We start from the raw sequence: 15,515 nt of genomic DNA, 5'->3' as shown, positions 1-15,515 counted from the left end.
GGCGGCCTCCAGCGCGGCCTCGGCGTCCACCCGCAGGTAGGCGTGCACGACCGGCTCCTGCCGCCCGATGCGCGCCAGCAGCGCCCGGGCGACCTCCTCGGACGTGAAGTCGCCGCGGCGGTGGCCGTCCGCGAACTGCCGCAGCGTCAGGTCGGCCAGTTCGCTCATTCGATGATCTTGGGCACGGCGAAGTGCCCCTGGTCGGCCGCCGGCGCGTTCGCCAGCGCCTCCTCGTTCGTCAGCCCCCGGCGCGGCTCGTCCTCGCGCAGCACGTTCGTCAGCGGCAGCACGTGGCTCGTGGGCTCGACGCCGGCCGTGTCGACCTCGGCGAGCTGGCCCATGTACTCGAGGATCGCGTTGAGCTGGCCGGTGAGCCGCTCCTCCTCGGCGGGGGCGAGCTGGAGGCGCGCGAGTTCCGCGACGTACCGGACCTGCTCGAGGTTGATCTTCAACGCGCCCTCCCTTCCCCCCCCCCCCGGGGGATTTCAAAATAGTACCACGGGCGCGGCCGGCCGCACCGGAAGCGGCCCGAGCGATCCGCGTTGGCGGTATACTGCAGCCGATGACAGACCAGGCACGCCCACGGCCCGACATCTTCCTGGCCCTGATCCTCCTCCTCGCCCTGGCCTTGCGGGTCGTCTACATCCTGCAGTCGCGGGCGAGCCCCTTCTTCGCGGACCCCGTGATGGACGCGCTCTACCACACCGAGTGGGCGCGCGCCATCGCCGCGGGCAAGCCCTTCGTCGACGGGCCGTATTTCAGGGCGCCGCTGTACCCCTGGTTCCTCGGGCTCTGCTTCCGCCTCTTCGGGGAGAGCTTCCTCGCGCCCCGGCTCATCCAGGCCGCCTTCGGGACGGCCACCGTGGGGCTGACCTGGCTCATCGGCCGCGAGGCGGGCGGGCGCGCCGTCGCCGCCGTCGCCGCGCTCGGCATGGCCGTCTACCGGACCGCCATCTACTTCGACGGCGAGCTGCTCCTCGAGACCCTCTACGTCCCCCTGGCCCTGCTCGGCCTCTGGCTCACCCTGCGGCTCCACCGCGACCGGCGGCTCGGCGCGGCGCTCGGGGCCGGGGCGGCCTGGGGCGTGGCGGCGCTGGCCCGGCCGAACCATCTGCTGCTGCTCCCGCTGCTCGCGCTCTGGATCGCGGCGCTCGCGCGGCCGGACTGGCGCCGCGGGCTGGCTGCCGCCGGCGCGTTCGGCCTGGGCGTCGTGCTGCCCATCCTCCCCGTCACCGCCCGGAACCTCGCCGTGGGGCACGACTTCGTGCTCATCAGCAGCCAGGGCGGCGTCAACTTCTGGATCGGCAACAACCCGCAGGCCGACGGCAACCTCGCGGTCGTGCCCGGGACCCGCTCCGGCTGGTGGACGGGGTACCGCGACAGCATCGCGCTCGCCGAGGCCGAGGCGGGTCGGCCGCTCAAGGCGTCGGAGGTCTCGCGCCACTACGCGCGCAAGGCGTGGGGGTTCATCGCCGGGCAGCCCCGGGCCGCGGCGCGGCTGCTGCTCTGGAAGCTGCGCCTCTTCTGGACGGCGTTCGAGCTGGGCAACAACCAGGCGGAGCAGTTCCTGGCCCTGCGCTTCGGCCCCGTGCTGCGCTGGCTCCCCCTCGGGTTCGGCGTCGTCGCCCCGCTCGGCCTGCTCGGCCTCGCCTTCGCGCTGCGCGGCGGCCTGCGCCTCGCGCCGCTGCCCGCGTACCTGCTGGTGTCCACGCTCGTCGTCGTGCTCTTCTTCGTGAATGCCCGCTACCGCATCCCGGTCGTCCCCGTCCTCATGGTCCTCGCGGCGCTGGCCTGCCGCGAGGTCGCCGGCGCCGTCCGCGCCCGGCGCTGGAAGCAGGTGGCGGCCGCCGCGGCGCTGCTCGTCCCGGCCTTCGCCCTCGTCAACGCCGTCCCGGCGGCGGTGGACACCACGGACGCGGCGGGCCTGCAGGACCTGGCGCTGTGGCACGACCGGCACGGCGAACGCGACCGCGCCCTCGCGCTGCTGCGGGAGGCGGTCGCCGTGCAGCCGGCGCGCGTCGACATCCGCCGCAACCTCGGCCTGACGCTGCTCGAGGGCGGACGGACGGCGGAGGGCCTCGCCGAGCTCGAGGAGGTGCTGCGCCGCGCGCCCGGGGACGTCGGCGCGCTGGACGCGCTCGGGCAGGGCTACCTGCAGCTCGGCCGCTACGCCGAGGCCGAAGCGGTGGCCCGGCGGTCCATCGCCCGCGCCCCGGCGGACGCGCTCGGCCACTACCACCTCGGGCAGGCGCTCGCGCAGACAGGGAGGATCGTCGAGGCGGAGGCGCCGCTGCGGCGGGCGGTCGAGCTGGCCCCCAGGGCCTTCAGCGGCACGTACTCGCTCGCCCAGCTCCTGGAGCGCCTGGGGCACCCCGGGGAGGCCGCCGAGCTCTACCGGCGCTCACTGGTGGCAAGCAACCCGGCGCCGCCGGAGAACTGGCGTCTGCTTGCCGAGCGGGGGCTCGCGCGTTCCCAGCGCGCGGCCGAGGGGCCGGCGGGGCGCGCTACTCGACCGTGACGCTCTTGGCCAGGTTGCGCGGCTGGTCCACGTCGTGGCCGCGCGCATCCGCCAGGTGAATCGCAAAGAGCTGCAGCGGCACGGTCAGCAACAGCGACGTCTTCGCGCGGCCGGCAAGGACCCTGCCTGGCGGGACCCTGGCTACCTTGGCGCAGAGCCCTTGCCCGGTTGGGCGCTCTCCGGCGGGGTCGTTGGCCGCTGCATCTCCCCGTGCCCGGGCGTTGTCCTGCCCGCGCGCTCGAGGTAGTCCCGAGCCTCGCGCTCGAAACCCTCCGCCTGAAGCGCCACGGCGTAGTTCCTCCAGGCTTCGGACAGGGGGATCTCCCCGTCGGGGAACCGTCGGAAGGTGACGACTCCCGTGTCGCCCCCGAGCGGATATGCCACCGGACGATAGGAGCGGTGGAATTCCTCGCGCAGCGCCAGGTCGCGATAGGCCGGATAGCGGGTTTGCGACAGATAGCGGTAGACCGTCGCGAATTCCAGTGGGCGCCACTGCGGGGAGCTGTCCGGTTGGGCGACGGGGTACTCCACCCGGGAAAACTCGATGAAGTCCGGCCGCTCCCGGAGGACCGCCTCCGCGGAACTCTTCTCGTGCGCCAAGGGTGCGTGCCGGGAAGGGTCGACGCGACTGCGGCCGATCTCACGGTGGGTGAGGCCGACGAGGTCCACGGTGCGCATGTCGGTGCGGTACGGGATGATGCCGACGTTGATCGTGGCGATCACCGTCTCGGGGGGGAACCACCTCGCCAGCCAGGCCGCCACGCGCTCGCGGTGGCCGTTATAGTCCTCCCCCAGGCGATGCTCCTCACGGAAACGTCGTTCGCTCATCAAGCCGGCCAGCACGCTGAAGCCGAGGAAGACCGCGGCCGCAAGGAGGTGTCGCGCAGGACGGCTCGGGAGTCGGAGTCGAGTCATGAGGCCCAGGGTCGTGGCGGCCAGGCCTACGGACAGGAAGGGGAGCACCGGCGTCAGGAACCGGTAGTTGTAGTAGATGTCCCCGCCAACCGCCCAGACGTAGGCCAGGTAGCAGAGGGTGAGCGCGGCGGGGACCGCTGCGGCCCGACGCCGCCCGGGGGGCGCAACGACCGGCGCGGCCAGCAGAGCCGCGAGCCCGAGCCCGTAGCCGTAGTCGGCGAGGAACGACGACACGTAATGACGCCCCTCGCTAACCAGATGGGGCGCCCCGACGTTCTTGGCATAGAAGGTGTTGGGCAGGAGCTCGCCGAAGTACCAGAGTTTCCATGCGGCATAGAGCGCCAGAGGCGCCGCGAAAGCCGCGGACGCGACCGCGAGATCCCGAGCGCGCAGCGCGGGCCGCGGCGGCATGGCCTGCACGGCCAGGACGACGACGAACACGAGGGGGGCTTCGGGGCGGGCCAGAGCGGCAAGCGCGAGGACGGACGCGCCGAGGAGCAGGAGGCGCTTCCCGTCGTGCGGGCGCGGCGAGAGCAGGCAGGCCGCCCCCAGAACGACCAGGACGGCATAGAGGGGGTTCTCCATGCCGCTGGCGCCCCACAGCCAGAAGGAGCGATCCGCGGCAAGCGGCAGCACGGCCAGAAGACTCCCGAGAGGATCGTCCTCCCCCATGATCGCCCGGGCCAGAAGCCAGGTCGCGGCCAGACAGGCAAGCCCGAGAAGGAAGCCGAGGACGACCGCCGCCTTCGGGATCGAGAATCCGAGGACTTCCGCCCCCGCGAGGATCAGGACCCAGAGGAAATTGGTGTAGCCCTCGAGTCGGTCGCCGTCGTTGAAGGTCAGTCCCCGTCCCTGGGCGAGGTGGTGGGCGTAGCGGAACGAGATGAACGCGTCGTCCACGAGGAAGGCGCCCGCCCGGAACGAAAGAGCCGTCGCCAGCACGACGCAGAGCGCGCAGACGGCGGCGGCCGCGCCCGCGCCCGCGCCGCGGACCTGCCCTGGAGCGGTCACGGGCGGGGGCATCACTCCACCGTCACGGATTTCGCCAGGTTCCTCGGCTGATCGACGTCGTGCCCGCGCGCGTCCGCCAGGTGGTACGCGAAGAGCTGCAGCGGCACGGTCAGCAGCAGCGGCGTCAGGAAGGGATTGGTCCGCGGCACCGTGAACACGCACTCGGCCTTCGCCGCGAGGTCCCGGCCCGCGCGGTCGGTGAAGGTGATCACGACCCCGTGGCGCGCCCGCACCTCCTCGAGGTTGCCGTACATCTTGCGGAAGTTCTCGTCGCGGGGGGCGAGCACGACCACCGGCAGCTCGGCGTCGATGAGCGCGATCGGCCCGTGCTTCATCTCGCCGCCGGCGTACCCCTCGGCGTGGACGTACGAGATCTCCTTGAGCTTGAGCGCGCCCTCGAGCGCCGCCGGGTAGTTGACCCCGCGGCCGAGGTAGAGGCAGTCGCGGCTCTTCGCGAAGCGCTGCCCCAGCTCCGCCATCGCGGGGTCGAGCGCGAGCGCCCGCTGGATGAGCTTGGGGAGGCGCACCAGGTCGGCGATGTGCTGGGCGACCACGCCCCGGGCCAGGCGGCCGCGCTGCTGCCCGAGGAACAGCGCCAGCAGGTACAGCGCGGTGAGCTGCGAGGTGAAGGCCTTCGTCGAGGCGACGCTGATCTCCGGCCCCGCGTGCGTGTAGAGCACACCGTCAGCCTCGCGCGTGATGCTCGAGCCGAGCACGTTGCACACCGCCAGCCGGAAGCCGCCCTTCGAGCGCGCCTCGGCGAACGCCGCGCGCGTGTCGGCGGTCTCGCCCGACTGGGAGATCGCGACGGTGAGCACGCCCTCCTCGGCGGGGGCGCCGCGGTAGCGGAACTCGGAGGCGAGGTCCACCTCGGCGGGCAGGCCGGCGAGCCGCTCGACCATGTGCTCGCCGACGAGGCCGGCGTGCCAGGAGGTGCCGCACGCGAGGAAGCGCACGCGCCGGATGCGCGAGAGCACCTGCGGGGTCAGCCCGGCTTCCTCGTCGAGCATCACGCGCCCCTTCTCCTGGCTGACGCGGGTGCGGAACGTGTCGAGGACCGCGTGCGGCTGCTCGTGGATCTCCTTGAGCATGAAGTGCTTGTAGCCGCCGCGCGACGCGGACACCGGGTCCCACGGGACGGTGCAGACCTTCGGCCGGCGCGCCCTGCCCGCGGCGTCGCGCAGATCCACCCCCTCGCGGCTGAGCACGGCCGTCTCCCCGTTCCCGAGGTAGATCACCTCCCGCGTGTGCTCGATGAGCGCCGGGACGTCGGAGGCGAGGAACTGCTCGCCCTGCCCGCGGCCGATCACCAGCGGGCTGCCCTCGCGCGCCGCGAAGAGGCGCCCCGGTTCCTCGACGCAGAGGATCGCCAGGGCGTACGAGCCCTCGATCTCGGCGAGCGTTCGCGCCAGCGCCCGGCGGCAGTCGCCCCCGCGGTAGTGGCTGTGCAGGAGCACCGCGACGACCTCGGTGTCGGTCTCCGACGAGAAGGCGTAGCCGCGCCCCTGCAGGCGCTTCTTCAGCGCGAGGTGGTTCTCGATGATGCCGTTGTGCACGACGACGAAGGGACCGGACCGGTGGGGGTGCGCGTTCTGTTCGCTCGGACGGCCGTGGGTCGCCCAGCGGGTGTGGCCGATGCCGACCGTGCCCGGGACCCCGCCGGCGCCGAGGGCGGCCTCCAGCGCCGCGATCTTGCCGACGGCGCGGCACACCGTGATCTCGCCGCCATCGAGGATGGCGACCCCCGCCGAGTCGTACCCGCGGTACTCGAGCCGCCGCAGCCCGTCGACGAGGATGGGCAGCGCCGTCCGGCCGCCGACGTACCCTACGATCCCGCACATTTCACGGCCCCTTCTTCGCGCGGCGGCGCGCCGCCCAGCCCTCGATCACCTTCTGGGGCGTCCGGGAGACCGCGAGCGCCCCGGCGGGGACGTCCTTCGTCACCGTGGTCCCCGCGGCGATCAGCGCGCCGGCGCCGACGCTCACCGGCGCGACCAGCTGCGTGTCGCTGCCGACGAAGACATCATCGCCGATCGTCGTGCGGAACTTCGAGACACCGTCGTAGTTGCAGGTGATGGTGCCGGCGCCGATGTTCACGCGCCGGCCGATCTCGGCGTCGCCCAGGTAGCTCAGGTGACTGGCCTTGGCGCCGGCGCCGAGGCGCGCCTTCTTGGTCTCCACGAAGTTGCCGACCCGCGCGCCCGCGCCGAGGCGCGTGCCGGGGCGCAGGTGCGCGAACGGGCCGACGCGGCAGCCCGCGCCGACCGTCGCCTCCTCGAGCACGCAGCAGTCGCGCACGACGGCCCCCGGGCCGACGCGGGTGTCCCGCAGCCGCGCGAAGGGCCCGATGTGGCAGCGCGCGGCGACGACCGTCGACCCCTCCAGCGCCGTCCCGGGCAGCAGCACCGTGTCGGCACCCACGCGCACCCCCGGCTCGACCCAGGTCGAGGCGGGATCGGCCACCGTGACCCCCGCGCGCATCAGCCGCTCGAGGATGCGCCGCCGAAGCACCGCGGTCGCGTGGGCGAGCTGCGCGCGGTCGTTGACTCCGAGCATCTCCTCGGCGTCGGCGCAGGCCAGCCCCTCCACGCGGAGACCGGCGCGCACCGCCGCGGCGATGACATCCGTCAGGTAGTACTCCTCCTGGCGGTTGGCGGCGCGCAGGCGACCCAGCGCGCGGTCGAGGAAGCGGTTCTCGAAGCAGTAGACGCCGGCGTTGACCTCGCGGATCTCGCGCACCCCCGGCGGGGCGTCGTCGTGCTCGACGATCGCCTTGACGCGCCCCTCCCCGCACCGCACGACGCGCCCGTAGCCGGAAGGGTCGGCGGGGCGGGCGGTCAGGAAGGTCACGGTCGCGCGGCGGCGCCGGTGCGCCGCGACCAGGCGACGCACGGTGGCCGCCGTCAGCAGGGGGATGTCCCCGGAGAGCACCACGGTGTCGCCCGGCCCCGCGAACAGGCGACGCGCCTGCCGCACGGCGTGCCCGGTGCCCCAGAGCTTCGGCTGGACGACGGTCTCGAAACCGGCGGGGAGAGCGCGCGCCACCGCCTGGGCCTGGAAGCCGACGATCACGGCCCGGCGCGCCGCCGGCAGCGCGCGGGCGACATCCAGCGGCCAGGCGAGCAGCGGGCGGCCGAGGACGGGATGCAGCACCTTGGCGATGGACGACCGCATGCGCGTGCCGCGGCCGGCCGCGAGGACCAGCACCGTCAACTCACCTGCCATTTTGCATCCCCCCGGGCCGCGAAGACCGATCCGCGAACCGTCACGCCGCCGGCAAATCGATCGTTATTTTAGCACAGTCTGCCGTTGACTCGACAACAGCGCTCATGTACATACCTTGTTGCACTGCGCCGTTGGCGGGGAGGCGACGATGATGCTTGCGGAGGGAAACGCGGGCCTCGGCCTGCCGAAGCTCACGATGCCCGTCCGCTCGCTCGAGGGCGCGGAGATCCTGCCGGCCGGCGCGGTCGTCGACCGGGAGGCGCTCGCGGCCGTCGCCGAGGCGGGCCGGCGCGTCCGCTGGGAACGCCGGAGCATCCTCGAGCACGGCTCGGTGCGCCGGGACCTCGCGAGCGGCGCCCGCGCCGGGCACTACGCGCAGGTCTTCGGCGGCCCCGACGAGTACCACGACCTCGAGACGCTCATGGCGGCGACGATTGTCCCGGAGCCCTGCCTGCGGGGCCTGGACTGGTTCCGCGAGAACGACCCCTGCACCTACCGGCACATCCTCATGGTCTTCGCGCTCTCCTGCCTGCTGGCCCAGCGCAGCGGGCGCACCGGCCCCGGCTTCGCCCACGAGACGGCGGCCGGGCCGCTGCACGACTTCGGCAAGATCTGCGTCCCCGTCCCGGTGCTCGCCAAGCGCACGGCGCTCACGCGCCACGAGCGGCTGCTGCTCGAGCAGCACACCCTGGCCGGTTGCGTCCTGCTCTGCCACTACATCGGCAACCCCGAGGACTTCACGGCCCGGGTGGCGCGCGACCACCACGAGCGGCGGGATCGCTCCGGCTACCCGCGGGCGGTCGCGCTCGACGACCCGCTCGTGGAGATCGTCGCGGTCAGCGACGTCTACGACGCGCTCGTCTCGGCGCGCCCGTACCGCCAGGGTACCTATGACAACCGCGCGGCGCTCGAGGAGCTGACGGCGATGGCCGCGGCCGGCCGCATCGGCTGGGAGGTGGTGCAGCTGCTCGTCTCGCTCAACCGCCGGGGCCACCCGCCCCCCGAGCGGACCGAGGTCTCGCGGCAGCGCCGCGGCCGGGGCCCGGCGGGCAACCTCTACGGGGTCTACATCGAATAGTCCTGACCCGCCCGGACCATCCGGCACGGGGCCGCGAGCTCAAAAGGGTCTGGATGCAAGGCGCGCGAGCCCGAGGAGCGAGGCGGGCTGCTGCCCGCCGCAGCGACGCAGGGTGACACGCAACGCCGCAGACGGGCCCTTTTCAGCCCGCGGCCTAGAACCATTTCTTGCGGCGGAAGTAGGCGAGCATCCCCGCGCCGATCGCCAGGATGATCGCCCAGAAGAACGCGTAGCCGTAGCGCCAGCTCAGCTCCGGCATGTGCTCGAAGTTCATCCCGTAGATCCCGGCGACGAAGGTCAGCGGGATGAAGATCGTCGCGATCACCGTGAGCACCTTCATCACCTCGTTCATGCGGTTGCTGACGCTCGAGAGGTAGATGTCGAGCATCCCCGCGAGGATGTCGCGGTAGGTCTCCACGGTGTCGAGCACCTGCACCGCGTGGTCGTAGAGGTCGCGCAGGTAGACCTGCGTCCCCTCGCGCACGAGGTCGCGCTCGCGCTGCAGGCCGCCGATGAGCTCGCGCAGCGGCCAGATGGACTTGCGCAGGCCGATCACCTCGCGCTTGAGGGCGTAGACCGCGTGGAGCGTCGCCGTGGTCGGCGCGGCCATCAGCTCCTCCTCGAGGTCCTCGATGCGGTCGCCGACCTTCTCGAGGACCACGTAGTAGTCGTCCACGACCGCGTCGAGGATGGAGTAGGCGACGTAGTCCGCCCCGTGCGCGCGGCAGTGCCCCTTGTCGGTGCGCAGCCGCTCCCGCAGCGGGCGCGCCCACGGCTGGGGCTGCTCGTTGAACGAGAGCAGCCAGCCGTTGCCGAGCACGAGGCTGATCTGCTCGGCGTGGATCTCGTCGCCCTCGGCGAGATGGAAGACGTTCAGGTCCATGAAGAGGTGATCGCCGTAGCTCTCGAGCTTCGGGCGCTGCCCGGTGTGGGCGATGTCCTCCAGCAGCAGCGGGTGCAGGCCGAAGCGCGCGCCGTAGCGCTCGAGCACCGTCGCCTCGTGCACGCCGTCGACGTTGATCCAGACCGTCCGCCGCTCGTCCGGGGCGGGGAAGGTCTCCTCGACCGCGTGGATCTCCCGCTCCTCGTAGCCCGCCGCGTCGTAGATCACCCGCGTGATCGTGACCTGCTGGTGCGCGGCCGGCGACGGCGTCACGACGGTGCCGGGAGGGAGCCCGGACTTCGCGGCGAGGGGCCTGCGGCGGCGACGGCGCATCTCGGCAGCGGAGGATACCACAGGGCAGACCCCGACTATTTGAGTGAAATTCTACTTGCCAATCCAGGTAATGTTTGGCAGGGTTGCGGGCCGGGCTCCGTTCCGTGGCTTCGGCCCAGGGGAACAGGCACCGCACCCCGCCGAACCGTCGGCAACGGCTGTAAAGAAGGTTGCATTCCGGGAGGGGTCGGTGGGCGGATTCAGAAGGGCTCTGGCAGCAGTCGTCGGCGGTGTCTGTCTCCTGGCCGCGTCGCCCGACCGGGCGGCGGCGTTCAAGCTCGACACGCACGTCTGGGTGGCGCAGCAGGTGATCGACGACCTCGCCGCCGACGGGATGGTGACGATCGAGCCCTTCGGCACCTTCCCGGTCAACCCGGAGCTGCGCGATGCCATCCTCGCCAACCGCGCGGCCTACCGCATGGGGAGCGTCGGCCCGGACGGCTACCCGGACATGATCGCCTCCCAGCTCACCGTCCACCCGGGCGTCATCAACGCGAACGGCAGCGCGAGCCACAGCGCGCACCAGCTCCCGCCGACCGACCACGGTCCGGTCGCCGGCGCCTGGCGCACCGACGAGTGGCTCGCCCACCTGCTGCGCAAGGCCCAGACGCCGCAGGAGAAGGCCTTCGTCTACGGCTTCTTCAGCCACGCGGCGGCGGACGTCTTCTCGCACACCTACGTGAACCTCTACACCGGCGACTACTTCGACTACACCGACGGCGAGGTGCAGAACGAGCTGCGCCACATGGCCGTCGAGGGCTACATCAAGAACCACACGCCGCCGGTGGTCACCTCCCCCGCCGACGCCGCCGCGCCGCTGCCCTTCGTGCGCGACGCCCTCATCTTCGACCCGGACGCCGCCGCGCAGTACGCGAAGATCCCGTTCCTCGTCCACCTCGTCGGGATGCGCGGGCTGGTCGGGGACGTGGACCAGGCGCAGGCCTACCTGCAGGGCGTCGAGGACGACCTGGCCGCGAACACCGCCGCCGTGCAGGAGCACATCGACGCGCTCGACGCCTGGGTCAACGGCCTGCGGATCGACGTCTTCGGCACGAGCATCCCCCTCTACCCGGGCTACTGCTTCGTCGACCCGGGAACCTGCCTGACGTACGAGACCACCAGGTACACGCTCGAGGCGACGCTCGCCGCCAACCGCCTCGCCATCGAGTCGATCATCGCCCCGAACAAGGCCGTCCTCTGGGCCTACCGGCGCAACGTGATGGACGCGATCGACGACTACGTGGCGATGAGCCAGGAGATGTCGCTCGACCTGCTGCTGGGCGACCCGAACCGCCCCTCCCCGCTCAGCCGGCTGGGCACCTGGACCTGCACCGCGATCCAGCAGTTCGCCGCCGTCCCGCAGGTCGTCTCCGACATGGGCTGCGTCGCGACGAGCCCGACGGCGACGCTCACCGACCTGCTCGGCGCCACCGAGAGCGCTCACAGCCAGTTGCTCGACGACGTGACCGCGATCGTGAGCAACCTGGAGTGGCTCGTGAACCCGATGGTGGCGTTCAACGCCTTCCAGGGCTACCTGAGCGACGCGGTCTCGACGAAGGCCAACGAGCTGGCCAACCAGCTCGCGAGCGAGGCCGGCCCGGAGAGCCTGCTCTACAAGATGGTCGACGCGCGCACCCGGACCTACACCCCGGCGCTCCTGAACGAGGTCTACGCGACCGACGCCGTCTACTTCGACGGCACGCCCAAGGACCTGCTGATCTTCAACCCGGCCAGCAACCCGATCGCGCCGAAGATCGACGTCGACATGGGCCTCGCCGCGCCGGACACCGGGTACTTCAATCCGGTCACGTTCGCCCCCGCGTACGACTCGGTCGTCTTCTCGAAGCTGGCGCTCCTCGACGCGAGCGCGCTCAACACCCTCGCGAGGCGCGCCGGCGTCGCCGACACGATCTACGGCAAGAACCTCTACAACCCCCAGACCTTCCAGAACGTGCTCATCGGCGCCGTCCCCTCGATCGACGGCGACCACCAGTGGGAGGAGGTCGCCCCGCGCCGGCCGCGGCGCACCGGCGCCGACACGACGAGCGACCTCGACCGCACCTTCGGCTACAAGTACGACACCGCGAACGGCCTGCGCTTCTGGCAGGACTGCCAGGCGCGCGAGCTGGTCTTCAAAAGGATCTTCAGGGGCCCGCTCGCGCCCGGCATCATGTCCTCGCTCCCCGCCGGCGACGAGAACATCGAGCCGACCGGCGACCCCGCGCTCGCCTTCCCGCTCTCGCTCTACTCCGACCTCCCGCTCAAGGTCACCCTCGCGGACGGCTCGACGACCTTCGACGCGACCACCTACCAGTCGAGCGGCGGCAGCCTGAACACGCTCTGGGCGGCCAAGGTCACGCCGCTGCAGAGCCTGGTGATCCCCACCGCGAACAAGCGGATCGACGTCTTCGCCCAGATCTGGTACGACATGCAGCAGCACACGCCGGACGCCTACGTCTTCGACCTGAGCAACCAGGTCTGCGGCGGGCAGGACGGCCAGCAGGTGACGACGACCTGGGCCTTCTCGCTGCCGGACCTGGCATACTCCTGCAGCTTCGTCGAGGTGCCCGTGACCATCCGCGGCATCACCACCTACCGGCACTACCTGCGCTGCAGCGACCCCGCCGGGCTGAGCCAGCCGATCAACCCCGCCACGAACTTCTACGGGCGCGGGTTCACCACGGCCGACTGGGCGACGACGGGGATCAGCCACAGCGGCATTCCCAAGACGGTCGCCAACGCCACGGAGGCGACGCGGTGCACCGCCTGCCACGCCCTCGACGCCTACTACAACGTCACGCTCAAGAACAGCGTCGGGATCGGCGTGAATTTCCTCTACACCGGACACGCGCGCCCGAAGGCCGTCGGCAAGGGCTCCGAGTACAACGGCATGCTCATCTGCGACACGTCGGCCGGCGCGACGAACCTCGTGCTGCGCGCCCCCCACGGCACCGCCGTGAACCCGGCGGAGACCCGCGCGGGAATCGACGTGACGGTGACCGTCCGCAACCCGGTCTCCGGCGAGGCCCGGACGTCGGCCGCGAAGGCCTACGCGGACACGACGACCAACCTCTACAACCAGCAGACCTACACGAGCTGGACGGTGGTCAACGACATGATCACGTCCGGCTCGGGCGGCGCGCGCACCGCGTGCACCAACACGAACCTCCTCGATGCCGCCTACTTCCCGACGGACACGACGGCGCCGCGGATCACCGCGCCGCCGGACCGCGCGCTCGACTGCGCGGCCGTGAAGCGCGTTGCGTCCGCCACGCTGCTGGGGACGCCGACGGTCTCCGACGACCGCGACCCGGCGCCCGTGGTCACGAACAACGCCCCGGCATCCTTCGACCTGGGGAACGCGTCGGTTGTCTGGACCGCGCGGGACGCCGCCGGCAACCAGGCCACCGCCAGCCAGGCGGTGCACGTGACGGACGCCGCGGCCCCGGTGCTCCCGGCGTCGCTCCCGCCGGTCAACGTGGTCCTCGGGACGACCCCGGTGCTCACGCCGCCGGTCGCCGCCGACGCCTGCGACGGGAACGTGACGGCATCCACCGGCGCCTCCGTCGCCGGCCTGCCGCTGGGCGACACGACGATCACCTGGACCGCGACCGACCGCGCCGGCAACGTCGCGCGCGTCACGCAGGCGCTCCACGTCTTCACCCCCAACCAGCCCCCGGCGGCCGTGGACGACGCGGCGTCGACGCTCAAGGACCATGCGGTCTCGGTCCCGGTCCTCGGCAATGACCACGACCCGGAAGGCGACCCGATCCAGATCTACCAGGTGCGGAGCTCGGCGCAGGGCGTCACGCCGGTGGCGTCGGGGCCCGGCGTCTCGTACACGCCGAAGCCGGGGTTCGTCGGCACGGACACCTTCACCTACGTCATCGCCGACGGGCTGCACCTGGCGCCGGCCACGGTGACGATCACCGTCGTCGAGAACCGCCCGCCTGCGGCGCGCGCCGGCGGGCCCTACGCGGCCCAGCCGTTCGAGGGCGCCGCGCTGGACGGCAGCGGGTCCTCCGACCCCGACGCCGGCGACGCGGTCGCCTCCTGGGAGTGGGACCTCGACAACGACGGCGTCTTTGACGACGCCTCCGGCGCGACCGTCTCCCTGAGCTGGGAACAGGTGCAGGCGCTGGTCTGCGGCGGGGCCTGCGCGATCGACTCCCCGCATACCGTCGAGCTGCGGGTGACCGACACCCGCGGCGCGAGCGGGACGGAGGCGACCACGCTCACGGTGGGCAACCTGCCCCCGGTCGCGGCGCCCGGCGGCCCCTACTGCGCGATGCCAGGGCGCGGCCTCACGCTCGACGGCTCGGCGAGCGCCGACGCTGACGCCGCCCTCGGCGACGGCATCGCCTCGTACGCCTGGGACCTCGACGGCGACCTGTTCTTCGACGACGCGGCCGGGCCGCTCGTCCCGCTCTCCTGGGCGGCGCTGCAGGCCGGCGTCTGCGGCGGCAGCTGCGCCGCCGGCGGGGCCTATCCCGCCACGCTGGCGGTGACGGACCTCGGCGGGCGCGGCGACACGGGGGCCGCCGCGGTCCTCTTCCCGCAGCGCATCTTCCTCGAGCCGTTCACGCACGGGACCGCGGCCGGCGACCGCCACTGGCAGGAGGTCTCCGGCGGCTGGGTGGCGGCGCTCGGCAGGCTCGCCTCGAGCCCGGGCCTCGTGAACGTGGCGCTGCTCCAGGGGGCGCCGGCGCTCCCCGCGGACCGCGCTCTCCGCTTCGCCTTCAGGGCGCAGCTGACGGGCGCCGCGGCGGCGGGCGCGAACGCCGGCTTCGTCTTCGCCTGGCGCAATGCGACGAACTTCCGCTACGTGAAGTTGGTGAAAGGGCCGGGGCTCACGGGGCTGGTCATCGGGCAGGTGGGCGACCCGGCGCGGCGCGGGGAGAGAAGTGGCGTGCGCGCGAAGGTGCCCCTGCCGCTGCGGACCGGCGTCTGGTACCCGATCGAGGTCCTGCTGCGGCCCGACGGTCGCGTCGAGGTCTTCCGGGGGAGCGCCGCCGCGCCCGCGCTGCGTCACGCCTTCCCGACGGCGTATCCCGGCCGGGTCGGCCTGGCGGCGGACCGCGCCGTCTCGTACTTCGACGACTTCGCGGTCTGGCGCTACCCGGCGCCGGCCGCGGCGACGACGCCCTGAGCAGCAGGGGGGAACGCCTCCGCTAACGGCCCGTCGCCGCGCCGCCGTGGGGGCCGGCCGCCGGCATGATCCCCTCGAGCGCGAGGATCCGCTCCTGCGCCCGCCGGGCCCACTCGGTGCCCGGGTATCGCTCGATCGTTGCGCGGTAGGCCGCGAGCGCCTCGTCGAACCGCTCGAGGTGCGGGTAGTCGCGGATGAGCCCCTCCGTGAAGAGCGCCTCGGCCGCCTCGGGGGAGGCGGCGTGGCTCTCGAGGATCTCGTCGAGGTCGCGAGCCGCAAGCTCGTAGCATGCGAGGAAGCGCGGGTACCCGCTCTCCCAGCCGGGGACGAAGAAGACGACCGGCTGCGCTCCCCGCTGCCTCTGGGCGGCGGCGATGGCGGCGCGCGCCCGCTGCATCAGGGC

General features: G+C 72.5%; 9 protein-coding genes. 3 read left to right on the top strand and 6 right to left on the bottom strand.

The genetic code is table 11. The features are described 5' to 3' along the window. Nucleotides 1–164: 164 nt before the first annotated feature. On the bottom strand, nucleotides 165–452 hold the full coding sequence (gene gatC / locus VI078_17335; protein ID HEY6001050.1) for an Asp-tRNA(Asn)/Glu-tRNA(Gln) amidotransferase subunit GatC: 288 nt from the start codon (nucleotides 450–452) through the stop codon (nucleotides 165–167). 110 nt (nucleotides 453–562) lie between these two features. Here gatC and VI078_17330 point away from each other — a divergent pair, with 110 nt between their 5' ends. Further along, nucleotides 563–2,518 (top strand): glycosyltransferase family 39 protein, encoded by a 1,956-nt coding sequence (locus VI078_17330; protein HEY6001049.1) that lies wholly within the window; start codon nucleotides 563–565, stop codon nucleotides 2,516–2,518. A 141-nt stretch (nucleotides 2,519–2,659) separates the two neighbouring features. On the opposite strand, the gene VI078_17325 is transcribed toward VI078_17330, so the two are convergent. The 3 genes from VI078_17325 to glmU are packed head-to-tail and all read right to left on the bottom strand — an operon-like array spanning nucleotide 2,660 to nucleotide 7,669. Further along, complete coding sequence (locus tag VI078_17325; protein ID HEY6001048.1) at nucleotides 2,660–4,444, bottom strand: hypothetical protein; 1,785 nt, start codon at nucleotides 4,442–4,444, stop codon at nucleotides 2,660–2,662. An 11-nt stretch (nucleotides 4,445–4,455) separates the two neighbouring features. Continuing rightward, nucleotides 4,456–6,285, bottom strand: a complete 1,830-nt coding sequence (glmS, locus tag VI078_17320; protein ID HEY6001047.1) for a glutamine--fructose-6-phosphate transaminase (isomerizing) — start codon at nucleotides 6,283–6,285, stop codon at nucleotides 4,456–4,458. Nucleotide 6,286: 1 nt separating this feature from the next. Then, on the bottom strand, nucleotides 6,287–7,669 hold the full coding sequence (gene glmU, locus VI078_17315) for a bifunctional UDP-N-acetylglucosamine diphosphorylase/glucosamine-1-phosphate N-acetyltransferase GlmU (protein HEY6001046.1): 1,383 nt from the start codon (nucleotides 7,667–7,669) through the stop codon (nucleotides 6,287–6,289). 148 nt (nucleotides 7,670–7,817) lie between these two features. Here glmU and VI078_17310 point away from each other — a divergent pair, with 148 nt between their 5' ends. Beyond that, nucleotides 7,818–8,747, top strand: coding sequence for an HD domain-containing phosphohydrolase (locus tag VI078_17310; protein HEY6001045.1), 930 nt, complete (start codon nucleotides 7,818–7,820; stop codon nucleotides 8,745–8,747). 154 nt (nucleotides 8,748–8,901) lie between these two features. Here VI078_17310 and corA read toward each other — a convergent pair whose 3' ends face one another. Continuing rightward, entirely contained in the window at nucleotides 8,902–9,963 is a 1,062-nt protein-coding gene (gene corA / locus VI078_17305) for a magnesium/cobalt transporter CorA (GenBank protein HEY6001044.1), read from the bottom strand. A 190-nt stretch (nucleotides 9,964–10,153) separates the two neighbouring features. On the opposite strand from corA, the gene VI078_17300 reads away from it, so the two are divergent. Further along, a complete protein-coding gene (locus VI078_17300) occupies nucleotides 10,154–15,112 on the top strand; it encodes an Ig-like domain-containing protein (GenBank protein HEY6001043.1) in 4,959 nt (1,652 codons plus the stop codon). Between the two features lie 22 nt (nucleotides 15,113–15,134). Here VI078_17300 and VI078_17295 read toward each other — a convergent pair. Beyond that, nucleotides 15,135–15,515, bottom strand: a 381-nt coding sequence (locus tag VI078_17295) for a hypothetical protein (protein HEY6001042.1), incomplete at its 5' end; no start/stop codon positions are given.

Source organism: bacterium (genome assembly GCA_036524115.1).
In the GTDB taxonomy this organism is placed as follows: Bacteria; JAUVQV01; JAUVQV01; order JAUVQV01; family DATDCY01; genus DATDCY01.
Note: the sequence above shows the minus strand (reverse complement) of the source record. Positions and strands in the feature narration are given on the sequence as shown.

Excerpts from the sequence above, each read along its gene's own strand:
- VI078_17330 (HEY6001049.1), top strand. The coding sequence starts at position 563 with ATGACAGACCAGGCACGCCCACGGCCCGACATCTTCCTGGCCCTGATC.
- glmS (HEY6001047.1), bottom strand. The coding sequence starts at position 6,285 with ATGTGCGGGATCGTAGGGTACGTCGGCGGCCGGACGGCGCTGCCCATC.
- glmU (HEY6001046.1), bottom strand. The coding sequence starts at position 7,669 with ATGGCAGGTGAGTTGACGGTGCTGGTCCTCGCGGCCGGCCGCGGCACG.
- VI078_17310 (HEY6001045.1), top strand. The coding sequence starts at position 7,818 with ATGATGCTTGCGGAGGGAAACGCGGGCCTCGGCCTGCCGAAGCTCACG.
- corA (HEY6001044.1), bottom strand. The coding sequence starts at position 9,963 with ATGCGCCGTCGCCGCCGCAGGCCCCTCGCCGCGAAGTCCGGGCTCCCT.